Source organism: Nostoc sp. DedQUE09 (assembly GCF_034530915.1).
Classification (GTDB): Bacteria; Cyanobacteriota; Cyanobacteriia; order Cyanobacteriales; family Nostocaceae; genus Nostoc.
Genome location: NZ_JAVRCE010000051.1, coordinates 24166 through 48686 on the forward strand (window position 1 = coordinate 24166; position 24521 = coordinate 48686).

General features: G+C 43.0%; 15 protein-coding genes and 1 pseudogene. 8 read left to right on the forward strand and 8 right to left on the reverse strand.

The window, feature by feature from the left end:
* Window positions 1-492: 492 nt before the first annotated feature.
* Entirely contained in the window at window positions 493-2244 is a 1752-nt protein-coding gene (locus RMY27_RS25720; protein WP_322667706.1) for a serine/threonine-protein kinase, read from the reverse strand.
* Between the two features lie 244 nt (window positions 2245-2488).
* Here RMY27_RS25720 and RMY27_RS25725 point away from each other — a divergent pair, with 244 nt between their 5' ends.
* The 3 genes from RMY27_RS25725 (at window position 2489) to RMY27_RS25735 (ending at window position 5116) form a co-directional block, all read left to right on the forward strand.
* Window positions 2489-3343, forward strand: a complete 855-nt coding sequence (locus RMY27_RS25725; protein ID WP_322667707.1) for an FAD-binding domain-containing protein — start codon at window positions 2489-2491, stop codon at window positions 3341-3343.
* Window positions 3340-3768 (forward strand): hypothetical protein, encoded by a 429-nt coding sequence (locus tag RMY27_RS25730; protein WP_322667708.1) that lies wholly within the window; start codon window positions 3340-3342, stop codon window positions 3766-3768. The genes RMY27_RS25725 and RMY27_RS25730 overlap by 4 nt, the downstream gene beginning before the upstream one ends.
* Window positions 3769-4795: 1027 nt before the next feature.
* Complete coding sequence (locus tag RMY27_RS25735; protein ID WP_322667709.1) at window positions 4796-5116, forward strand: hypothetical protein; 321 nt, start codon at window positions 4796-4798, stop codon at window positions 5114-5116.
* A gap of 162 nt (window positions 5117-5278) precedes the next feature.
* Here RMY27_RS25735 and RMY27_RS25740 read toward each other — a convergent pair whose 3' ends face one another.
* The 6 genes from RMY27_RS25740 to RMY27_RS25765 all read right to left on the reverse strand — a co-directional run bounded on the left by RMY27_RS25740 (window position 5279) and on the right by RMY27_RS25765 (window position 14372).
* Window positions 5279-5623, reverse strand: coding sequence for a DUF2103 domain-containing protein (locus tag RMY27_RS25740; protein ID WP_322667710.1), 345 nt, complete (start codon window positions 5621-5623; stop codon window positions 5279-5281).
* Window positions 5624-5635: 12 nt separating this feature from the next.
* A complete protein-coding gene (gene clpS / locus RMY27_RS25745; RefSeq protein WP_322667711.1) occupies window positions 5636-5962 on the reverse strand; it encodes an ATP-dependent Clp protease adapter ClpS in 327 nt (108 codons plus the stop codon).
* Between the two features lie 286 nt (window positions 5963-6248).
* Window positions 6249-8279 (reverse strand): FAD-dependent oxidoreductase, encoded by a 2031-nt coding sequence (locus RMY27_RS25750; protein WP_322667712.1) that lies wholly within the window; start codon window positions 8277-8279, stop codon window positions 6249-6251.
* 501 nt (window positions 8280-8780) lie between these two features.
* Window positions 8781-12764 (reverse strand): DUF4912 domain-containing protein, encoded by a 3984-nt coding sequence (locus RMY27_RS25755; RefSeq protein ID WP_322667713.1) that lies wholly within the window; start codon window positions 12762-12764, stop codon window positions 8781-8783.
* Between the two features lie 326 nt (window positions 12765-13090).
* Entirely contained in the window at window positions 13091-13243 is a 153-nt protein-coding gene (locus RMY27_RS25760) for a hypothetical protein (RefSeq protein WP_322667714.1), read from the reverse strand.
* 22 nt (window positions 13244-13265) lie between these two features.
* A complete protein-coding gene (locus RMY27_RS25765) occupies window positions 13266-14372 on the reverse strand; it encodes a precorrin-8X methylmutase (protein WP_322667725.1) in 1107 nt (368 codons plus the stop codon).
* A gap of 180 nt (window positions 14373-14552) precedes the next feature.
* Between RMY27_RS25765 and RMY27_RS25770 the strand changes: the two genes are divergently transcribed.
* The 5 genes from RMY27_RS25770 (at window position 14553) to RMY27_RS25790 (ending at window position 23637) form a co-directional block, all read left to right on the forward strand.
* The gene (locus tag RMY27_RS25770; protein ID WP_322667715.1) at window positions 14553-16493 is read left to right on the forward strand and encodes a heavy metal translocating P-type ATPase; all 1941 of its coding nucleotides are present in this window, start codon (window positions 14553-14555) and stop codon (window positions 16491-16493) included.
* Window positions 16494-16870: 377 nt separating this feature from the next.
* Window positions 16871-17731, forward strand: a complete 861-nt coding sequence (gene rsmI / locus RMY27_RS25775; protein ID WP_322667716.1) for a 16S rRNA (cytidine(1402)-2'-O)-methyltransferase — start codon at window positions 16871-16873, stop codon at window positions 17729-17731.
* Between the two features lie 363 nt (window positions 17732-18094).
* Window positions 18095-18373, forward strand: a complete 279-nt coding sequence (locus tag RMY27_RS25780; RefSeq protein ID WP_322667717.1) for a GlsB/YeaQ/YmgE family stress response membrane protein — start codon at window positions 18095-18097, stop codon at window positions 18371-18373.
* A 59-nt stretch (window positions 18374-18432) separates the two neighbouring features.
* Window positions 18433-19347, forward strand: coding sequence for a hypothetical protein (locus RMY27_RS25785; RefSeq protein ID WP_322667718.1), 915 nt, complete (start codon window positions 18433-18435; stop codon window positions 19345-19347).
* A gap of 687 nt (window positions 19348-20034) precedes the next feature.
* Complete coding sequence (locus RMY27_RS25790; protein WP_322667719.1) at window positions 20035-23637, forward strand: response regulator; 3603 nt, start codon at window positions 20035-20037, stop codon at window positions 23635-23637.
* A 21-nt stretch (window positions 23638-23658) separates the two neighbouring features.
* Here RMY27_RS25790 and RMY27_RS35615 read toward each other — a convergent pair.
* Window positions 23659-24457 (reverse strand): annotated as a pseudogene (locus RMY27_RS35615) (Uma2 family endonuclease).
* Between the last annotated feature and the right edge of the window lie 64 nt (window positions 24458-24521).

Consider the following 24521-nt stretch of genomic DNA (forward strand, 5'->3'; position numbering starts at 1 on the left):
CTGTCCTAGCGATCGCTTTAGAATTGTACATAAATTAGGCTATGCTTTTTCCCATGAGCGATACTGTGCATATATATAGGAATCATATTTGATTATTGAAAAAATATAAGTACCAGTAGGATGTGTTAGACGGAACGTCGTAACGCACCATAAACTTGGGATGATGCGCTACGCTAACGCAACGCCAGTTGCTACAACAGATAGCGCAGCGTAAAACCTGCGGCATGGCAACTCTTAGAGACGCTACGCTACGCTTGCTTCTCCGTAGGAGTACGCTTAGAGCGAGTCAGACGCTACGCACAGTCGCTAACGCAAAGCTTACGAGCGTCGGGACCTCCCTTCGGGTTCACCAGTCGCCTACGGCGGGAAACCCGCCTACAGCGCTGGATTCACCGCAACGCACTGGCTCCCCTACGTATATTTCAAAAATCAAATAGGAGTCTTATATTATTCCTACACTTGAACAAAGAAGACAATACTTTATACAACAAGCTAACGCTTAAATAAAAAGGTTTGGATACTTGCTTCAAAAGCTGGTAAATTCTGTTCAAATTCATCTGTACGAGCAGAAAATAATACAGTCCAAAGAGTACCATCATCTTTAATCATATATTTTAGCTGTTTGCTGTTTTTACCTAACTGGATTATTCTTCCTATATGGTAATTTTCAACTTTATAGGTCTTCGTATCTAATAAACTAAACTCATTAGGAACAGAGTTGTACAGTATTTTTTTAAAGTTAGTACTAGGAGAAACTTGCTCATTTATTACGAGAACCATATTACCAAAAGACCTGGAATTAGCAGTTTTTGTGTCAAAAGCCCAAATGGAAAATGCTGAAGGATTTTGTTTGACTATTTGAGCAAATCTCTCAAGGTCTAGATTATTATTTCCTAAACTTGTCCTGAATTCGTCTAATCTTTCGCTTAAATTACCACCTTCCCAACTTGGAGGCAACCACAATTCTGCACCACCACCCTCAAACTTATTCCAACCAGATGGAACACCTAAAGATATATTTTCCTGGGGTATAAAAGGTTGTTTACTCGTTGAATCAGTACTTGCTTGCTTAGAATTACTTGCTTGTAGCTCAGTTGGTGTTGAAGTTACCACTGGCTGACTTTGATGAGAATCAAATAACTTATAAATTCCGCCACTACCGAATTTAATTAAAAAAAGTATAACAAAAGCAATTATTCCGCCTGTGAATTGAGCAGTCTGGCTAGAGAATATATTTGTTTGAGTTTTTGAAGATTGAATTTGAGTAGTCGCTAACGTTTTAACTGGCCTACTGTATTTAGGCTTTTCTATTTCGGTAGGTGGTAATTGTGATGCTGAAGAAGGGGAATATGACTGTACAGTTGAATTAAGCTCTGATAGACACCTCAAAATCATTTGGGCATTTTGAGGACGCTTGGCAGGAAATGCTTCCATCAGGTAATCAATCAAACCAGCTACCTGCTTAGATATTTGTGAGGCACTGTCTCGCCACATTAACTTACCAGTTCGCGGGTCTTCAGAAAATTGATCTGGAGATTTGCCAGTAAGTAAATAAACAAATGTGCGACCAAGAGCGAAAAAATCTGATTGTGGTACGGCTTTACCATTGGCTTGTTCTAGTGGTGTATAACCAGGTGAAAAAATCCCTGTTATATTCTGCCCTGCTGCTTTTTGATGATAGGTTGATGTAACTTCTCTTGCTGTACCAAAATCTATCAAAGCCAGATGTCCATCGGCTTTGAGCATAATATTTGGTGGCTTGATATCTCGATGAAAAAAGTTCTGCTGATGCACTTCATGCAAAATATTTGCCAACTGAGTTAGCCATAAAAGTGCTAACTTTTCATCAATGGGGCGATTACTTCGTTGTTCCATATATTGATACAAGTCCAACCCCTCGATTTTCTCCATTACCAAGCAATGCAGTGGCGCTTGGCTATTTTTGGGACAAAAGGTAAAATACCCATCTCCCTTTGGAATCCCTGGATGATTGAGATGGCTTAAAACTTGTGCCTCTTGCTGAAACAGTGATACTGCCTTGGCATCATCCAGCATCAGAACTTTTAAGACTTTGAGGGTGTTAGCGTGGTTGACTTCAAATGTCTTGGCAAAACCACCAGCACCTAATTGGCGAATCACTCGATACCGTCCTTCCAAGAGCAATTCTGAGCCACAGGCTTGACAAAACAGTATATTTTGAGAATTTTGGGGTCTTGGGCAGTGGGGATTAATGCAGAGGTTCATGGTGTTTTTTGCAACACAGTTTGCCCTGACAGTCTAGCCTTACTGGGATATTCACGTCACCAGTGAAAATTAGGACAATGAACACTGCTTGCGATTATTGCTAGGCTACGCACCCATTCATCTTTGCTTACCACGAAAAAAGTTCTCTCATAAGGTTGAGAGCGATCGCTTATATTTATTCGCGATAATAATGACTTAACCTACAGGTATTTTTGTTTATCTATTCTTACTCTTCAAAGTTCACATGCCTAAAGATATGCAACGCGAATTTACCAACCGCGATGAGTTGGTAGCCTACCTGCGCGAACAATTCCCAGGTGCAGCAGAACGCGATGACCACATCAGCGAAACTCTAGGGGGACGCAAAGCGGCACAAACAGCGCTGCAAAAAATCGATCCTCTTCGCTACGCCCAAACACGTAATTTCTTCGCAGGTGCAATCACGCGTCTTTCGCCTTACATCCGCTATGGCGTTTTGAGTTTGCGAGAAATTCGAGATTATGTCCTTGACCAGGTACAGCACCAAGATGATGCTACGAAACTAATTAACGAGTTAGGTTGGCGCGACTATTGGCAACGGTTGTATATAAAGTTAGGGAATGAAATCTGGAAAGACCAGGAAGATTACAAAACTGGTTACACTGTGGGCGAATATGCACCCGAATTGCCGCAAGATATTAGAGAAGGAACTACAGGCAGAGTTTGCATTGACAGCTTTAGTCATGATTTGAGAGAAACTGGCTATTTACATAACCACGCACGAATGTGGCTAGCGGCTTATATTATTCATTGGCGGCGTATTCGTTGGCAAGCAGGAGCCAAGTGGTTTCTTGAGCATCTTTTAGATGGAGATCCTGCTAGTAATAATATGTCATGGCAGTGGGTTAGTAGCACTTTTAGTCAGAAACCATATTTTTTCAACCGTGAAAACTTAGAACGCTACACTAAAGGCCTTTATTGCCAGAAATGTCCTCTTTACGGTCATTGTGATTTTGAAGGCAGTTATGAAGAATTAGAACAGCGACTTTTTCCCAAAGGGGAATTTAGCAAACAAGCCAATAGCCAAAGTTGGCAGCGTGGAAAGAAAGGTAAAAAATGAATAAACCAATTGTTTGGGTACATGGAGATTGCCTCAGTCCAAATAATCCCGTATTGCAAGAATACCCTGATGCTCCAGCTATCTGGGTTTGGGATGAGGCTTTGATAGAAGAATGGCAATTGAGTCTTAAACGTCTAACTTTTATCTACGAATGTTTGCTAGAGTTACCTGTTGTTATCCGCCGTGGCAATGTGGCACAAGAAGTTTTAACTTTTGCTCAAGAACATGATGCTAATTTAGTTGTCACAGCCGATAGTCCCAGTCCCCGATTTGATGATATCTGTAATCAAATCGAGCGTTCTATAGCAGTAGAAGTGTTAGAGGTAAAACCATTTTTTGACTATGACGGCTATATTGATTTGAAACGCTTCTCGCGCTACTGGAAAGTGGCTCAAAATTATGTTTATCAAAAGCCCTCACCCTAAATCCATCTTCTAAGCTTGGGCTACGGTGTGTACACATCTTGGTACTGAAGCGCAAACCCTGGGTTTTCCCCCTTAATCCCCCCGATGCATTGGCTACGGTGTACACACATCTCTATGCCAAGTGCAAAATGTGGTTTGATCCCCCTAAATCCCCCGATAAATTGGGAGACTTTGATTCTAGTTCCCCCCTTTTTAAGGCCACTGTGTATACACAAGTTTGAAGTAGTTGATAAATATCGATTTTACCCCACCCTAACCCTCCCCTTGCAAAGGGGAGGGAACCAGAAATCTTATTTCCCCCCTTTCCAAGGCTACGGTGTACACACAAGTCTGGAGTCGTTTACGAATCTGGTTTTTACCCCACCCTAACCCTCCCCTTGCAAAGGGGAGGGAATTAGATTTCCGGCTTCCCCCCAATGCATCGGGGGGATTGAGGGGGGTAATTCGACTTGTGTGTACACCGTAGCTTGCAAAGAGGGGAAATATCCGGTTCTCCCCCTTGCCAAGGGGGAGTTAGAGGGGGTGCAGCCCAAATCGGAAGAAGGGGTTGGGGGATGAGGGCGGTTAATTTTACTTCAAAAATTTTGATTGATTTTTTAAGTAAGATTAACTCATAAGTGAATTACAACAAATGTTGCAATCATTTAAACGTTTCTTATACATGGAGGAGCAATTGTTGCAAAGTATTAAGCCTTTCCAGCAATTGTTTATATATTTCTTAGAAAGACTTAAACCTTTCTTATACATGGAGGAGGAATTGTTGCAAAGTATTAAGCCTTTCCAGCAATTGCTTATATATTTCTTGGAAATACTTAAACCTTTCTTATACATGAAGCAGTAATTGTTGCAAACGCTTCAATTTTGGCAACTACTGTTGCAGATTAATGGAGTTACAAATGCTAAGTTGCAAGTGAGATTTTTCACTCAGCACTCTTCAATCTATTGAGGTTTGTAAATAATTTGTAGCTCCGCAAGGAATATTCCTTTAGACTGAGTTTCAACTGAAAAAATGTGGGAATAAACACAAATGCATTCGTTAAATATATTTTGTCACGAATCTGTAGTTGCTGTTTCCTTTGTCGCTTGCATTATTGGACTGTTGTTACTGTGGGATTGTAAGCAGCAAACAAATGAGATGGAAGAAACAGAGCGAATTCTGTTTAGAATGAGCTTTAGTTACTGGCTGGTTTACTGTGTAGCTTTTGGCATCGAAAAAATGGTTTTACCTGGCTGGGAATCTGTAGCCATGACTTTGAAAATAACTACAGCTCTGTCATATTTCTTAACTTTCTCTTGCATCGTTAGTCTGCCGCTACACAAATTTGCAGTACATCGAGTTGAGGAATAGTTATTGGGCATCCCTTCGGCTTCTCTACGAGACGCTACGCGTAGCTTCCCCGGAGGGGTACGCTCAGGGCAAGCGGGCATTGGGTAAAAAAGTGAGATTCCCAACTCAGCACTCAGCACTCATAACTCCTAACTCAGCACTCAGCACTCCTATCAGGTATGATTAACATCTCATGGCGATCGCTAATGCAGCTTCTAGTTGATCCTGGGATAAAGTCGTTAAAATAAAGACCTCTTGTACCGTTTTCCCCTGCCGTGCAATGACTTTATAGCCGCCGCGAATGGGTACTGAGACGCGTAGTTGCATTTTTGGACAGTGACCCTTCGATCGCCCAATCACTCCCGGCGTCACAGTTTGGATACCGTCTTGCTGACAAAGACGTTCTAAAATGGGGATAAGGCCAGAAAGGTGTGTTGAGTGATTCCAAACCAGCCTGGCAGCTTTCTGTGTTCGCGTAGCGTCTCGTAGAGAAGCCGTGCGGAGGGGATCTACGGAGGGTTTGCCCATAATAATTTAAGGTTAAGCTGCTTCTAGAGGTGCCATTGTCAAACCTGCTCGCCGCAGCTGCTGGTGATAGAGTTCCGCAGGTTCTTGGGGCCCGACCCAGACGATCGCTTGACCTTCATAGTGTACCTGATTAGTCAGATCCCACGCGCGATCGCCACTCATTCCCGGAATATATTTCATCAAACATTCAGACACGTGTTGGAATGTATTAAAATCATCGTTTAATACAATCACTTTGTAATTCGGATAAGTCTTACGGATAACTTGATTAGACCGTTCAGGAGCTATAGTTGGTGCCGTGGACATCCCGTAAACATCTGCTGAAAGTGTGATAACCATAAACCAATTGGTCAAGATAATTTTACAAAACTACACTACAAATAATTAGTTTAGTTCATTGTTTAGTAGTCTGTTGTCATTTGTCCGTTGTCCGTTGTCATTTGTCCCTAACCAACGACCAATGATATCGTGTCCGGCTAAAGACTTATCATTTAGACCTCAGTTATTGCTGGGGGAAAAGGCTTTTGGGATTTTTGCACAGATTCGGTAATCATAAGTGATTAACCGGACTTGATATGACAAATGACAAATGACAAATGACAAATGACCAATGACAAATGACAATCTATTTCCAATTATCCCAGTTTTCGTTAAAAATAGATGTATCTGGGAAGGCGGTAGGATTACCATTTTGTTGCAAAAGCCGCTTGAGTGCTTCTAGTTGTGGCTCTTGTTTAGGTAAGTCATCAACTAGTTGGTAAGGTGCGATCGCATTTTTGAGTGCAAAACTAGCAATAGTTCCCGCAGCTGCGCCAGCCGACCATTCAAAGGAGTGTACCCGATAGGCAGCAGCGGCAATATGACTAGTCGCAATACTTTTGCCACCTACAAGCAAATTATCAATTTTCTGGGGAATCATTGCTCTCAAAGCAATTTGGAAGGGATAAGCAAGACCCGCACCACGTCTTTCACCTGGACGTTCTGTGTTACCAGGGGCTTCTGGGGGACTATTCACCATGCAAGGATGGAAATCTATGGCGTAGTGACCAATACCCACAGCATCGGGGAAGATGGTAGAACGAGTCCGTCGCATTGCTTTGTCTGGTGGAACTTTACCCTCAATTACTGATACTGCTTCTAAACCTGCAACTGCTGCTCGTAGGCGACGATACATATCTGCTGGCAGAGTCTTGGAGTAATACTCGTCATTATAATCTCGGCGGGAAATATCAATTTCCCAGATACCAAAACCTCCGGTTTGTCCCCAACTAGGGCGGCCAATAATCCGCCGTCCTTCTCGCATATAAGGATATTTTGATAAACCATGCGCTGTCCCCATTGGTGAATTTAAACCGGAAACAAAGCGGTTATTAGTTTGTGGCTGCTTGACACCATCCCCTAGTTGAGAATCCGTAGTTCCAGCTACCAACCAGTAATAGAAAGATAAGGCATTTTCCTCAGCCTTGCGGAGCGCTTCTGTCCGCAGTCCTCCCATCCAACCCCCTGGTTCTAACTGTCCAGTACCTTGTAACTGTTGCCGAGTATAAATTAGGTTATCCTGGGCTGTTCCGGGGCGGTAGTCGTTACCCCAAGTCCAGTTTTGCATGGAGATATCCCCTGGTGTAGCCGCAGTAAAGCTTACACCGCCAAATTTTGCTGGTTTCCCTTTGTTTGGACTCCAAATGCGACGATAGGTAAAAACTAAATCAAAGTTAGCCAGTCGCTTCAATTCATAGCTGAAATATGGCGCATATTGTGGATAAAATGCAGGCATTGTCTGCGGTTGCGGTTCCTTAGTGGCCTCCATTGCAAAGGTGTAGGTAAAGCCTTGAGGACAATAGGGGTCATTATTAGCACTGGAAGCAGAAGGTTCTAAGTAAGAACGGGCATCAATACCTAATCGATAAGGGACATCAGCAAGGGCAATAATTTCTCCAGTTTCGCTAGCGTCTATGACATACCATTTAGCAGCATCCTCTTTCGCTGGCTTAGGGATGAAACGGACAATAGTTTTAGTAAACCGAGATGAGTTTTCGTAGCGATAGGCATCTTCAATACTTTGAGATAACGTAAAAGTATTGAGAGGTGGTGCGCCTTTTGGTGGTTGAGATTGAATTGCGATCGCACCATTAATTATTTTGCCATCAGCAGCGATTTCTAAATCCTTAATTACTGTGTTGGGAAACCATTGCAACTTCCCTTTGCCCTGCTTTTCGGCATCTTTAAGCATCTGGGTCAAAATAGTGTGAGCATCGCGGGGAAGAAAACACGAGTCACTTACCCAGCAATCACCAGGGTTAAGCTCACCGTATTTGCGCTCAATGCGGTTTCGCAATTCCAGATAGCCACGAGAATAGAATTGTTTAGAACGTTGGGTTGGTCGTTCATCTAACGCAGATGTCCCTTGAGCAGAAATTTGTCCTCCCAGCCAGTCAGTAATTTCTGTAAGACAAACTGTTCGTCCTGCTAGCAAACCCTCGTAAGCTGTGGCTACACCAGAAAGTCCACCACCCACAACTAAAATCTCGCAATTTACACTTTTGTCTGGGGTTCTCGGTGGCGCTGCGATGGCCTGATTAAATGCGACTAAGCTAGAGATTAAATTAAGACCAATCAACGATGTTAAGCTAAAAGCTATTTTGTGTCTATGCTTCATAGTTAAAAAAACCGTTCCAAATCCTGTGTCACCTTGTAGACGTTAGCATTTAAAAAATCTCTAACTCAAGAAATTTTTCCAGAGCAAGAGACGCGATGAATTGCTGTCTTTACAATACAGACGCGATGAATCGCCGTCTCTACAATACGCGATGAATCGTGTCTTTGTGATGATTTATCAAATTTTTGCGATCTATAATTTTCATTAAAAAACTTTAATCGAATCGTATTGTAATCACTCCCTCTAACAGGGATGAAAAGGAAAGTTGGCATAATAAAATCCCCTCTTCCTACACTCTCTCAAAACGGAGAATCGGGTTAGAGGGGAATGCCATTGCTTTGACTGGTTCCCAGCCTCTAGGCTGGGAACCCATTCTGGGAGGCTCCGCCTCCAGTAGCCTGACAAGAGGCAGAAGCCCACTTTAAATACATTCCCAGCCTCCAGGCTGGGAACAAGATGACACAAGCCTTTGGGCTTTTATTGGGATAACTCAGCGTAATGTTAGCTTTCGGAAGTTTCCTGAGAGAACTTTTTATGAATAGTTCTTGTGGATTCCCCATCAGCAGCTACCGTGATCAGATAGTCCATTAAACCATCTGAAAAGGGGAGACGTAGGTGGAAAGTACCATCGGGTTTAACTTTGATGGGATGTCCGCCAATGTTTACGTTGGTATTTGGTTGAGTTGCTCCGTGAATAATTAATTCAGCATCAGCGACAAACCAAAAATCTCCGTGGGGACGACTGAAAACCCGGACGTTAGCGGAACGAGCGATAAGTAACCAACGATCGCCATCAGCAATATAGCCAATTTCAACCATGTAATCGCGATCGCTCACGGGAATCGCCACAAAGCGATCGCGTGCTACTTCTTCAGATTCATACTGCTGGACAAGCTGGGGACTTTGATAACTCAAGTCAATGCCGGTGACATCATAGAGCCGCACTACTAATTGGAAACCGCCCTGTTGTCGCAGTGCTTCCGCCTGAGTTTTGGAAATGTGCCAAGAAACATAAGCCCACTTGGGAGTGCGGGGTGTGAGGACAATACTGCTCTCTTCTGGGGCAGTTTCTGCTTCTACATCTGCCAAAGCAATAGCGGTTTCGCTTACTAATGCTACATTTTCAACGACGGGATCTTTTGTCGTCGGCTCTGTAGGCACTGGACTAAAGACACGAACGATCGCAGAACGGGCAATGGATAACCAGCGTAGTTTACCGTCGTAGACATCGCCATCAGCGACATAGCCAATTTCAGCTATGTAGTCGCGATCGCTGATGGGAATTTCTACAAAGCGATCGTGTGCTGTCTCTTCACATTCATACTGCTGGACAAACTGAGGATTTTGATAACTCAAGTCTATTCCAGTCACATCATACAGCCGCACTACCAATTGAGAGCCGCCCTGTTGTCGCAGTGCTGCTTTCTTCGCTTCGGAAATCTCCCAAGAAACTTCAGCCCATTGGAAAGTGCGGGGTGTGAGGACAATACTGCTCTCTTCTTGGACATCTACCAAATCAACATCTGTTTTATCCGCGATTGCGACATCATCAACTACGGGATCTGGATTCACCGGACTGGAGACATGAATGATCGCAGAACGGGCGATGAATAACCAGCGTTCGCCATCAGCGAGATAGCCAATTTCAGCCATGTAGTCGCGATCGCCCTGGGGAATGTCCACTAATCCTTCGTTTTCTGTTTCCTCAGATTCATACAGCTTTACAAGCTGCGGAGGTTGATAACTCAAGTCAATGCCAGTCACATCATACAGCCGCACGATCAATTGAGAACCGCCTTGTTGCCGCAGTGCTGCTTTCTTGGCTTCGGAAATCTGCCAAGAGACATGAGCTGATCCATCAGTATCGGGTGTGAGTAAAATACTGCTTTCTTCTTGAGTATCTACCAAACCAATAGCTGTTTGGGCTGCCATTGCCACATCATCAACTATCGGATCTGGATTCACAGGACTGAAGACACGAACAATTGCAGAACGAGCGATGAATAACCAGTGTTCGCCATAAGCGATATAGCCAATTTCAGCTATGTAGTCGCGATCATTGAGGGGAATTTCTATAACGCGATCGTGTGCTGTCTCTGCACATTCATACTGCTTTACCAGCTGCGGGGTTTGATAACTCAAATCAATGCCAGTCACATCATACAGCCGCACTACCAATTGAGTACCGCCTTGTTGCCACAGTTCTGCTTTCTTGGCTGGGGAAATTTCCCAAGAGACATGAGCCGATGTATAAGTATGCGGTGTGAGTACAATACTACTTTCTTCATCTGCATCAACCAAACCACTAGCTGTTTCGGCTGCGATCGCTTCATTTTGAGTATCCGATCCGAAAGTGCTAGCCCAAGCGCCAACTCCTGCACCCGCTGCTAAAGCTGCGGCTGCGGCCAAATCTGTGGAGTTAGCTTCCCCAATCGGCTCGGCGGGAAGTTCTGACTCTGGCAAAGTTAAAGTGGGTTCGGCTGCGTCCGCTACTACATTCAATGCATCTTTACTCAATAAATCTTCTGGAAATTCCGGTAAATCCAGCAGTGAGGATGTATCTGTCTCTGATGCTTCCACATCGGCTGTCACTTCCTCAGACTCTGCTAAGGGCAATTCATCTACTGAAGCTGTATCTTCAGTTGAGGTGATACTCTCTAGCCAGTTCAATTCTGCCTGAAGTTCCTCATCTACCTCATCTTCACTAATTGCTGTGTCCCAATATCCAAAATCAGATGATGCTTGTGGCACATCTGGTAATTCCGGGAGTGGGGCTGTCACCTCAGATGAAGGCAGTTCCACATCAGATACCTCTTCTGGAAGATTACCTGGGTAAGGATATGAAGTATTTACTACAGCCGCCGGGGCTTCTATATCCCATGCAACTTCATCAGGCTCAGGAGTGTATGTTTCCGTATAATTACTGTGATTTACAGTCTCATCAATGGCGTCTGTTTCTGTTTCTTTGTTGTTAAAGGTAGACCAAGTAGCTGCCCCGATGCCTGTTGCTATAGCTGCACCACCTAAAGCTGCGGCTCCCAAATTGTTATTTTCTGAGCCATTAGCTACGCCCGATGTCGCGCCTTCATAGAGGTTAGAAGTACCATTACTTGTCTCTTGTACTAAATTTGCTGCCTCCTGAGTACCATTTTGGTTCAAGTCAGATTGTGTTTGAGCATAGATGTTGAAAGGAGTGCGATCGGGGGTTTCTTGCTCTTGAAAGTGCGGTACTGCCTGCTCTTCCAGCGTCGCTCCATTCAGGGAGGAAGTTGTGCTAGCATCAAGCGCCGCCGTTTCTCCATTGGGTGGATGAGGATTTGATTCTGGTAAATTGTCTGTTTCCTCGGTGGGCGATGGGCGTTTTTTCACAATCCACCACAGTACAGATCCACCTACAGTTAGAAAAAAGACAGGTAGCAGCAACCACAGTGGTGTTTCTTTATCTACAATTGGAGCGCTTTGTGCAGGAGCAGCCACAAAAGGCTGTTCGGCAAATGCAGAACTAGTGGCATTAGGGGAAGACGTAGGCGCTGGTGTCGTTTGGACACCTGGTGAAGCCGCAACAGCAGGTTGTAAGACGCTGGCTGCGATCGCCTCAGCTTCGGCAGCTCTACCTTTTTCTATAGCCTGTTGTCCTGCGGGTGCTAGGGTAAAGCCCAGAAAATCTACTGTGGTTAAACTCTGATCTTTTTTGTAAACGTAAACTAAAGGTTGCGAGAAGGGATATCTCGCATCAGCTGGCAAGGCTTGATGTAATTGCAGAACTCGCACACCTTTCAACTTCGACACCTGATTAGCTAACACATAGCTAATGCCATCTTTGCCCAGTTGTTTGATGATTTCTGCGGTATTGTCTTCACTTACTTGGGTAGCATTAGCCCCTGTAGCAAATTCAGCAGTTTTAAAGGCTGGATAAGTACGAAAAGTATTGCGAGTTTCACTCGTATTCGGGTGATCAATTAACCGAATCTTGGCTGAAGGCCCTCCCAGTTGTGACCAATTTGTAATTTGCCCCCGGAAAATCCGGGCAAATTGCCTACTAGTCAAGCTTCCTTTGAAAGGATTGTCTGCACCAACCACGATCGCAATCTTTTCACGCTGCAAACGAATTTGCTCTAGTCCTTGAGCTTTTTCTGCTGGCGTCAACCCGCGCCCCATTGCGACTATATCGATTTTGCCATCTAGTAAATCTTTCAGTGCTGTCTCAGTGCCGTTTGCAGCAACTTCAACCTTTTTACCGACAAACTGTTTTTCAAAACTTTCTTTCAGGCTTTGGTTGATTGCACTCAAGCTACTGGAACCGTCAATCCGTACTATCGGTTCATTCTGCACTGTTTGTGGCAGTGGCGAAGAGGTAGTTTCAGGTGTAGATTGTGCCAGCATCGGTGCTGATACCACCAGAGATGCTGCCATTGGGGTTGTAGCTAAAGCAACCCATAATAACAGCTTGACTATCGAAGTATCTTTTTTTTCTTGTTGCCACATAAGCCCCTTAATTAAAGTCAAAAATAGAAAGCCTGCCAGTCCTAAATCGCGATCTTTATAAAGATTATGGAGGAGACGGGCTAATTATACATCTGAGTTATCTTTAGTTCTAATTACTTCAAAGCACTTATGCTGATTTATACTTCGCTGCAACGTGGATAGCATGATAATTTATACTCTAATTGCCAAAGTCTGTTTACTATAAATTTTTCTAAGTTATATTGCAACTTATACCAAGTTGGTAGTTTATGACCGCGATTATGAATTATTGAATTACTAAAACTGGTAAAGTGTAGCAAATTCAATATTATTTAACAATATTATTTTTAGTAGTGCTGAGTTGTTAGTGCTGAGTGCTGAGTGCTGAGTGCTGAGTTGTGAGTTGTGAGTTGTGAGTGGTGAGTTGTGAGTTGTGAGTTGCGAGTAAATATCCTAGTTACTAGAACATTTTCATGCAAGGCTTTTGAAACTCGTTTCATTAAGACTGGTTTAAGTGAATACTTATTTGAGATAACAATGACAATCTGGCTTATCTATTAGTGACTCAACCAAAGCATTTAAGGCAGTGGCAGCTAATGCGCCACCTCCCAAAGTTCCTTCAACTGTAATATAAGGTATCCCTTGTTGCATCAATTGCCGCTTGGCTGCGGGAGCATGGCTAAAGCCAATGGGCATTCCAATTACTAATGCAGGCTGAATTTTTTGGTTGGCAATGGCTTCGCAAGTTTCCAGAAGTACTGAGGGAGCATAACCAACTACCAGCACACAACCCTTACTTACTTGCAGCAATTTTGTTCGCCATTCTTGATGTTGCCAAAAGGCGAGTTCTGCTTCAGTGGCAGTAGTAATATGGGGATTATCAATCAAGGTTTCGGTGCGGCATCCTAAGTGAAGTAATCGGGTTTGATCTAAAGCAGCAGCAACCGTTTGAGTATCGACAACAATTTGACAACTTGAAGATAAAGCTTCTCGACTAGCTGCGATCGCATCTCGACTCAATTTCACAAAGGATACTAAACTGACATCGCCACAAGCCAAAACCAACTGAGAAATTAAATGTTGTTCAATTTCCGAACGGTGAGACAAATCAGGTAGTAAGCGTTGTAGCGATTCGGTAAAAGCTTCTGAATGGGTGTGAATTTCAGCATCCAAGCCACTCCAAAGATTTTCTAATCCCCCCAATCCGGCTTGGGTTTCAACATCAAGTAACTTCAGTTGCGCCAAAACTTCTGCTTGGATAATTTGACAATGGCGATCGCGCCCCAACAATCCTTCTAATGCTGATGCTGTTTGCCGCAGTTGAGAAATTTGTTGCATCACGGCGCGATATTGCTGCTGGAGTTGCCCCATAAGGTTAACCGTTGTATCCGCTTCTGGTTCCACCTCCAAAATATTGCGGATATGGTTTAGCTGAAACCCTTGCTGCTTAAGTGCGACAATCCTTTGCAACCGCAGAACATCTTTTTTGGTGTAGAGACGATAATTGCTACGCGATCGCACTGGTTGCGGTAGCAATCCCAACTGATGGTAATGTCGCACCATCCGCGGAGTTAAACCACCGCCAACTGCATCAGTGAGTTCTTTAATAGTTAAGCAACCAGCATTCATCATTTACTCCAAAAACAACACAGATAAAGATTTAACTTTGCGTACCTCCGCGCTTCCTAGCCTGCGGCAAGCCGCAAAAGCGTCTACAGCGCCCCTCTGCGTTTCAAAATTATTATAAGGCTTGACATTAACATCAATGTCAAGGTTTAGCGTGAGAGAGTCCTTCTTAATTCATCTTTCATGCTCTACCCCCAACGTTTGGGCCAATTCACCAGAGAACACGCAGATACTGTAGCCGCCCTTTTATGTGGCTTACTGTTACTTTTCGGATGGTTTGCCTTGCATCTCGGTTGGTTGGGATTGGCGTTCCTGCTGCTACCAGCTGCTTATGTAATTGGCGGTTACGAAAGTGCGCGGGAAGGATTGACTACTCTCTTTAAAGAAAAAGAACTCGATGTAGATTTGCTGATGATTGTGGCGGCTATTGGTGCTGCTAGTCTCGGCTTATGGCGAAGAGAATATCATCTAATTATTGATGGGGCAATTTTGATTCTGATCTTTGCTATCAGTAGCGCATTAGAAGGCTATGCAATGGCGCGAACTGAGCGGAGTATCAGGAGTTTGATGAGCCTGACGCCAGATACAGCAAGGGTTTTACTTCAAGGAAGGGAAGAAGAAATTCCGATCAATCAGCTAAAACTGGGTGATGAGATTGTCGTTAAACCTGGAGAGCTAATTCCTACTGATGGGATAATTTTATCTGGTTACAGCGCCCTCAATCAAGCTGCAATTACAGGCGAGTCTTTACCTGTAGAGAAAACAGTGGGCGAAGAGGTATTTGCTGGAACACTCAACGGCTATGGTGCATTGCAAATTCAAGTACACAAACCAGCCCAAAGCAGTTTGATTCAGCGTGTGATTCGTTTGGTAGAACAAGCGCAGACAGAAGCACCACCTTCCCAAGAGTTTATCGATCGCTTTGAGAAAGGATATGCCAAAGTCATTGTAGTAGCTGGAATATTACTGGCAACTTTACCGCCATTTCTTTGGGGCTGGGATTGGGAAACAACAATTTATCGCGCTCTTACTTTCCTTGTAGTGGCTTCTCCCTGTGCGCTGATGGCTGCAATTATGCCCACCCTGCTTTCAGGAATCGCCAATGGTGCAAGACAAGGGATTTTGTTTAAAAATGGGGCGCAGTTGGAGAAGATTGGCAAAGTCCGAGCGATCGCATTTGATAAAACTGGTACTCTAACAATAGGACAGGTGCAGGTATTCCAGGTAGTTTCAGTTAGTAAATACACTAATGATGATGTATTAAAAACCGCCGCAAGTATCGAAGCATCTTCCGAACATCCCATCGGTAAGGCAATTGTGCAGGCGGCTGGTGATTTGGATTGGATTGCTGCAATGCAAGTGCAAGCTATACCGGGACAGGGAATTGTCGGAATTGCTCAAGAACAACAGGTAATTGTTGGGAATACAATTTTTTTACAAAAGTATGTAACAAATTTACCTGAAGAATTGCGAGAAATAGTTCAATCTTGGGAGCAAGAAGGTAAAACTGTGGTTTGGGTAGCACAGGAAAGAAGGGGAGCAGGGGAGCAGGGGAGCAGAGGGGCAGAGGTGATGGGTGTAATTGCGATCGCAGATGAGGTGAGAGTCGAAGCAGCCGCAACCATTAGCCGATTAAAGAAACTGGGAGTTGAACAAATTGTCATGTTAACCGGGGATAATGAAGAAACTGCTCACAGTGTCGCCAAAGCAGTCGGAATCGATCGGGTGTATGCTCAACTTTTACCAGAAGATAAGCTGAATGTTATCCGCCGTTTACAGCAACAATATCAAACAGTTGCAATGGTAGGCGATGGAATCAATGATGCACCAGCTTTAGCGCAAGCATCTGTAGGTATAGCGATGGGAGTATCTGGGAGTGATGTGGCATTGGAAACCGCAGATATCGTACTGATGGCAGACAGACTAGAAAAAATTGCTGTAGCGATGCATTTGGGCAGGCGATCGCAACTCATAGTAAAACAAAATATAGTTGTAGCGTTGAGTTTCATTATGTTGCTTTTAATCGGCAACTTTCTCGGAAATATTAACCTACCCATCGGTGTCATTGGTCATGAAGGTTCCACAGTATTAGTTACCCTCAGTGGACTAAGATTATTGAAATAAGATAGCACGCCAGATCAGCCCAAAACCCAGATGTAGAGACGCGATTTCTCGCGTCTTCAAAGACCATAAATACCCGAAATCGCTGAAAATTGATGAATGATATCATGTCCGCTTGATTGCTTATTAAACCCGAAGAACCCTACCCCGCCAAAGCTGTGCTTTGTCTCCCCTCCCCGCAGGCGGGGAGGGGTTGGGGGTGGGGTTCTTTTATTATGGGTAATTTGGCGGACATGATATTAGAAACTCTCATCGGGTCAAAAAACAAAATTTGAGTATGGAGTGTTACCAATACTCAATTCGTATTAGACGTAAATTATTATTTTGACTTCTTAACTCTTAACTCCTAACTGTTAACTCTTAACTCTTAACTCTTGCTCATGCAAACCGATCCAAAACCAGGAACACTTTACGTTGTCGGCACACCAATTGGCAACCTGGAAGATATCACCTTTCGGGCAGTGCGAATTTTGCAAACTGTAGATATCATTGCTGCGGAAGACACGCGTCATACGGGGAAACTGCTACAGCATTTTCAAGTTAAAACACCCCAGGTAAGTTACCACGAACACAATCGTACTAGCCGTATTCCAGAATTATTAGAGCATTTAGTTAATAAAAAAGCGATCGCTCTGGTGAGTGATGCTGGGATGCCAGGTATTTCCGATCCTGGATATGAACTGGTGAAAGCCTGTATTGAGGCGGGAATTCCAGTAGTTCCCATTCCTGGGGCTAGTGCAGCAATTACCGCTTTGAGTGCAGCCGGACTACCAACGGATCGGTTTGTCTTTGAAGGCTTTCTCCCGGCGAAAACCCAACAAAGACAAGAACATTTAGAATCTCTGCAAACAGAATCTCGCACTTTGATTTTCTATGAATCGCCGCACCGTTTGCGAGATACTTTGCAAGACTTAGCTCTGGTTTGGGGAAGCGATCGCCAAATTGTGCTAGGGCGGGAGTTAACTAAATTGTATGAGGAATTTTGGCGGGGGACAATTGCCGAAGCGATCGCTTACTACAGCCAACGAGAACCCCAAGGTGAATATACATTAGTAGTCGCGGGAATTCCAGCCAGTCAGCCCCAACTGACAGAAGAAGAATTGAAAGCCGAATTGAAACAGTTAATTAGTCAAGGAATATCGCGATCGCAAGCTAGCCGTCAGTTAGCAAAATTTACTTCCCTTCCCCGTCGCCAATTATATCAACTAGCTCTTTCTATAGTCTCCAGTCCTGAGCCTTGAACGGCCGATATCGCTTTTTTGAAAATCAAAAATTTTCTTTCTTCTTTTTGTGTCCTTCTCTACGAGATGCTACGCATAGCCATATAAGGACACAAGCTACACGTAGTGTCTCATATAGAAGGCGGTTAGCTTGCTTATTTAGATTTTTTATGATGTCAAATAAGACAGCTATATAAATACTTCAATGTACAGAATGTTACTAATTTGTATATTCATCCTCAAAGACGACTTGGTGAATATTCAAATAATACCTAAAGATTTTTGATATTAGTTCTCTAGATAGATCGGAAACTTTGGAGGCAAACTTTAATATGAAATAGTCAAATGCAAACAAATACAGATTTTCAGTGAAGGAGAAATTCGATGACTAGCATTATTGCTTGGTTGGTTTTGGGTTTAATCGCAGGTGCGTTAGCTAAGTTATTTTATCCTGGAACCCAAGGTGGCGGTATTATCTCTACCATTATATTAGGAATCCTTGGAGCCGTATTCGGTGGTTATTTGGGTCAAGTATTGCTAGGAAGTGGTTCAGCAGCAGCAGCTGCATCTGGAGCTTTATCTCTAGGAAGCATTTTATTTGCTGTTATTGGTGCAATGATACTAATTTTCCTTTGGGGTTTAGTTACTCGTCGAGCTGTGTAATTACCTCAATTTGAGGTAACAATTTTGGGAATCACTTCTAACTGCAATAAACCAGTAAAATGACATTAGAAAAAGAGCGAAGAACTATAGGAGTTTTCGCTGGGTATTCCGATGCACAATTGGTACTTCAAGAACTAAAAGCTTCTAATTTCCCAATGCATAAAGTTTCTGTTATTGCACGGAATACAGAAGAAAAAACTGATATTGCTGGTGTTGAAATCATCGAAAACACTGGCAATACATCCTCTGAGGAGGATACTGCTGGAGCCGTTACTAGTGATGCCTTAGGCGGTCTTACTAGTTTATCAGTCGATCTAGTCCTCTTGGTAATTCCTGGTATAGGGCCAGTAATCTTAGCCGGAGCGGAAGTAACTGCGATCGCTACCACTTTAACAGGTGGTTTGTCTGCTTTGTTCCTAAGTTTAGGAATTTCTGAGAAGCAAGCACAGGGTTATAGCGATCTTGTCTGTAAGGGTTACTATTTGGTGATAGTAACCGGTATAGACATAGAAATTCGTCTTGCCAAGAGGATTTTTAATCGCCGTGATATTCAACAATGGGGAGTCTTTGAACCATACTCGACCCCAAATAATCGTTATAAACACGCGCTTGGCGTTTTTTATCGGCGTCAAGACGCAGAAAAAGCGCTTACTGAACTGAGAACTGCTGGCTTCCCAATGAGTCAAGTATCAGTAGTTGCTAAAAATACAAGTAACCTAAGTGAGATATCTGAAGTAGACATCAGCAGTTTCCAAAATAAATATACTTCTTTAGGAATTTCTGATGAGTTAGCTAGAGATTATGAGCATCATTTGACTCTTGGTCATTACTTATTAGTACTCAAAGGTACTGATATCTATGTAGCAGGCGCCAGAGCTATTTTAGAGAGTAACAAGATTCAACATTTTAGTATTTATAGTCAATCCGAGCTTGATGTAGCTAGAAGCGATCGCCAGGTAATTACCAACTTCTAGTTAATCCTCAAGTTAAAATTAATAGTTTTTACGACACATCATTATTGTGCATATTACTAATAATTTATCGTCCAAGCAATACAATTGTACTATAAATTATATACTTCTATGGATATAGGTTGTGTTTTGAAATCTTAACTTTCATGTGGAATGAATGCTGCTTGCAATCCCCAAGGTTACGATTGCTCTGTAGATTGATGTACAATGGCATAGATGTTATGTCCAACCGCAAAAGCCACTATATTTTAGTATTTAAATAAATTGTGTTTTCATTAATTTAATTTTTACTATTCGGCTGTTTAATTTTACTATCCAGCCTTTTTGTGAAGTTCAAAGAACTTTGAACTTCACAAAATAATTTTAAAAAATATCATTTTGTGGTAAAAATTAGTAGTTAATAAAATTATAATTTCAGCATAATTTATTAATTATTCCCGGCGAGATTTAATTACAAAATTAGGTAGTTGCTTATTAAGTTATACTATCAAATATTTTGTTAATAAACTTATCAAAGTTTTCAATAAAAATATTATTATTTAAACTAACGTTACATTGGGAAAAATGTTGGTATGCAAAAAACTGTGCATATTCTAACATAAATTAAATATCCTCCATTGATTTGGGATAGCCGAAACATAATCAAAATAGTCTCAAAAACAGAAATAATTTGAATACCTGTTTGGAATAATGTTTAACCGTTTGAAGATTGGAACCAAGATTGGAGTAAGTTTTGCTTTGAGTTTGGCAACTCTGACCACCATTGGTCTAATCTCCTACCAAAGTACCAATGAGCTAATTGAAACTTCGGGTAAAGAAAGCCATACTTACCAAGTGTTAAGTAAGCTTGAAGACCTCAACTTGCAACTGACAAATGCTGAGACTGGGCAACGCGGTTACATTATTACTGGAGAAAAGCGCTATTTAGAACCTTATAACGCTGCCATTCAAGTACTGAATCAAAAAGTTAGGGAGCTTCAAAGATTAACGGCAGATAACCCCAATCAACAAAATCGGCTTGATATTTTGCAGCCACTACTAACCGAGAGAATGGCTGTAATGAAAGAAGTCGTAGAGCTACGCCAAAGCCAGGGTTTAGAAGCTTCTCAGAAAGCTATTTTGACAGACCAGGGTAAGCAGCTGATGGATAATATTCAGAAAGTTCTCCAGGCGATGAAAAAAGAGGAGAATGCACTGCTAAAACAGCGCTCTGAGAAGGCACAAGCAGCTGGTCGGCAAACGCTCGCCAGTATTGTCTATAGTATTCCCTTCTTTTCTTTGCTCTTAGCTTTAATCGGATTCACACTGACCAGACATATCTCAGTACCGCTGAAGCAAGTCTCTGATTTGGCAGAAAAAATGGCGGATGGGAATTTATCGGTAAGTTTACCAAATAGCGATCGCCAAGATGAAATTGGCGTGTTGACGCGCACCTTTAACCAGATGATCGTTAATCTGCGAAACACAACTCAAAAAAATGAGGAGCAAAACTGGCTCAAATCTAACTTAGCTGAATTTACCCAGATGCTCCAAGGGCAGCGAAATCTGGAAAGCGTTTCTAATCTAATCTTGTCGAATTTAGCACCACTAGTTGGAGCATCACAGGGCGTTTTTTATGTGATGGACTCCATAGACGACCAGCCTGTGCTGAAGTTGCTGAGTGGTTATGCTTATAAAGAGCGGAAAAACTTAGCAAATCAGTTTCGTTTGGGTGAGGGATTAGTGGGACAATGCGCCCTAGAAAAACAAAGAATCCTCCTCACAAAAGTTCCCAGTGACTATATCCGCATCAGTTCCGGCTTGGGAGAAGCACCACCGCTAAATATTATTGTGTTGCCCATACTATTTGAGGGGCAGGTAAATGCTGTAATTGAACTTGCCTCTTTTGGGTCATTTAGTGAGTTACACCTGACATTTCTAGAACAATTGAGTGAAAATCTAGGTGTATTTTTAAATAACATCGCCTCACAATTCCAAACCCAGCAACTACTCGAAGAGTCTGTTGCTTTAACAGAAGAACTGCAAACCCAGCAAGAAGAACTACAGCAAAGCAATCAACGCTTGGAAGAACAGGCGCACGAGTTGGAGGAATCACAATTTCTTGTTAAGCAATCTAACGAAGAATTGCAACAACTAAATGAGGAGCTAGAAGAGAAGGCAGAATTATTAGAAGTTCAAAATCGAGAAGTGGCTCGCAAAAACCAGGAAGTTGAGCGGGCGAGGAAGTCTTTTGAAGAAAAAGCTGAACAACTGGCCTTATCTTCCAAATATAAGTCAGAATTTCTGGCGAATATGTCCCACGAACTACGGACACCGCTAAATAGCCTGTTAATTTTAGCAAGGCTACTAGCAGATAACTCTCTCAACAACTTGACCGACAAACAGGTAGAGTACAGCCGAACTATTTACTCGGCTGGAACTGATTTGCTGGAATTAATCAATGACATTCTAGATTTAGCAAAAATTGAGTCGGGTACTATGTCGCTTAATATTGAGCAAATTGCTCTTGCAGATTTGGAGACATCTCTAGAGCAGACTTTCCGGCAAGTTGCCCACAATAAAGAACTCAGTTTTACTATTGAACGGGACAAGAACTTACCACCGACAATTTATAACGACTCCAAACGTCTGCAACAAGTGCTAAAAAATCTCCTAGCTAACGCCTTTAAATTTACAGAAGAGGGAGGCGTGAAGTTACAAATATTCCAAGTTGATAATTCCACGATCGCTTTTGCCGTCAGCGACACGGGCATAGGCATTGCAGCCGAAAAGCAGAAGGTTATTTTCGAGGCATTTCAGCAAGCAGATGGTACCACCAGCCGCAAGTACGGCGGGACTGGCTTGGGCTTGTCCATCAGCCGTGAATTAGCTCAACTGTTGGGAGGGAGAATTGAACTACTCAGCCAACCAGGACAGGGAAGCACCTTCACCCTTTACTTGCCCAGGCAACAGGAAAAGCATGGGCAAAATATCACTACACCACCCCTTGAGCCAAATACCATAAAAGAAGTGTCACTGGTGGAAAACAGACCCATAACTGTGGACATCTCTCCATCAGTAAAAGTGCTTCCCAGCTTACCCCACGATATTCCAGATGACCGGGAAATAATTCAACCAGGCGATCGCATTTTGTTAATTATCGAGGATGACGATAAATTTGCCCGTATCTTACTAGATATGGCACGTCAGCAAGGCTTTAAAACCATCGTTGCTTTACAGAGCAAACAAGGTCTAGCACTAGCAGAACAGTTTAAACCCAATGCGATTATGCTAGATATCCACATGCCAGAGATGGATGGTTGGACGGTGCTGGATCGTCTGAAGCATAAACCAGATACCAGACATATACCAGTACACATACTTTCTGTTGATGAAAGACAACAACGGGGATTACAGCTAGGAGCAATTACTTATCTACAGAAACCTGTATCTCCAGAAGCGCTAACTCAGGTATTGACTGAGATTAAAGGCTTTATTGAGCGTCAGGTAAAAAATCTCCTAATTGTCGAAGATGACCCCGTACAAGCCCAAAGTATTATCGAACTGATTGGTAATGGCGATGTCCAGAGTACAGCAGTGGGTACGGGGGCAGAAGCCCTCTCGATTTTGCGATCGCATCATTTTGATTGTATGGTACTCGATCTCGGTCTGCCCGATATGAGCGGGTTTGCCCTAATTGAGCAGATAAAACTTGAACCCAGGCTTTTGAAACTGCCGATCATTGTTTACACCGGCAAAGAACTCAGCCGGCAAGAAGAAACCCAGCTGCGGGGACTTGCTGAGACAATTATTATTAAAAATGTGCGATCGCCAGAGCGATTGTTAGACGAAACTGCCCTGTTTTTGCATCGAGTGCAAGCAAATTTGCCCACACCAAAGCGGCAAATGTTAGAGCAACTACATCAAACTGACCCGGTGCTGGCTAATCGGAAAATTTTGATTGTAGATGATGACCTGCGAAATATTTTTGCCCTGACCAGCTTTTTAGAAAGTTATCAAATGCAAGTGCTGTTTGCCGAAAACGGCAGAGATGGTATAGAGAAGCTGCAAACTAATCCTGAAATTAATATAGTTTTGATGGATATCATGATGCCAGAAATGGATGGTTACGAAACCACCCGCGCCATCCGCCAGCAACAACAGTTTCGCTCACTACCAATCATCGCTTTAACTGCCAAAGCTATGCCAGGCGACAAGGAAAAGTGCATCGAAGCTGGAGCCTCTGACTACATCACCAAACCTGTAGATACTGAGCAATTGCTTTCACTACTCCGGGTTTGGCTGTATCGGTGAGATTATAGAAAACTGCTGTATTTATTCCCTCTTTCCCATATTCTCATTCAACTTTTGCATAAACTCTTGATGTTCAGTGGCAGCTAAACCTGCTTGCAGGACAGATAACACCGTTTCCATTTCTCCTGACAGCAAGGCAGATATTGCCAACCACAACCCCGGAAACACCTGAGAGCGAATAATTCCCTGCTCATCGGTTGGTAGCAAAACATATTCATCTGCTTGCAGCCTAAACCAATCCAACTGATTATCTAATGTTCGCCAGACAATATACTCCTGTACTCCATTCCGTCGATAGCTGCGTTTTTTATCATGTATAGCTAAGTGCTGAGTGCTGAGTGCTGAGTGCTGAGTAAAAATCCAGTTTTTTCAAGACTTTGAGCAATCAACACTGTCCTAATCTGTGTGACTACGGCTATAAATCGATGGCTGCACTGCTTGCTGCCACTTCTATCACTAGTTCGGGTGCGCCTTGGATATAATCATCCTCACTAATCAATGCCTGTCTGCCCGGAATAAATAGTACCGCGTCAGGCTGTGGTTCATTATCCGGATCTAAACGCACTGTGGGTTCAATTCCCAGAACAAGGCCAGGCGTTGCCGTTTTATAATTCCACAACCACCCGATCAGGTTTCCATGTGGTTCCCCATGACTTTTAATTCTGGGTGGGGATGCCATAATATACACAACTCCTTCAACCAGTTCAGCTTTTCTTAAATGCGGCATTGCCTGATAGCGCCGCTCAAATTCGCAGCGAGATAAGCGATCGCCATTTTCCAGAGGTAAAACTGAAATCATGTTTTTAGGAGTTGCAACCATCCTTTTGTCCTCTTTACCCAAATTGTCCAAACTTAATCAAAGCATTCTAATTTGGCAGTGCTGC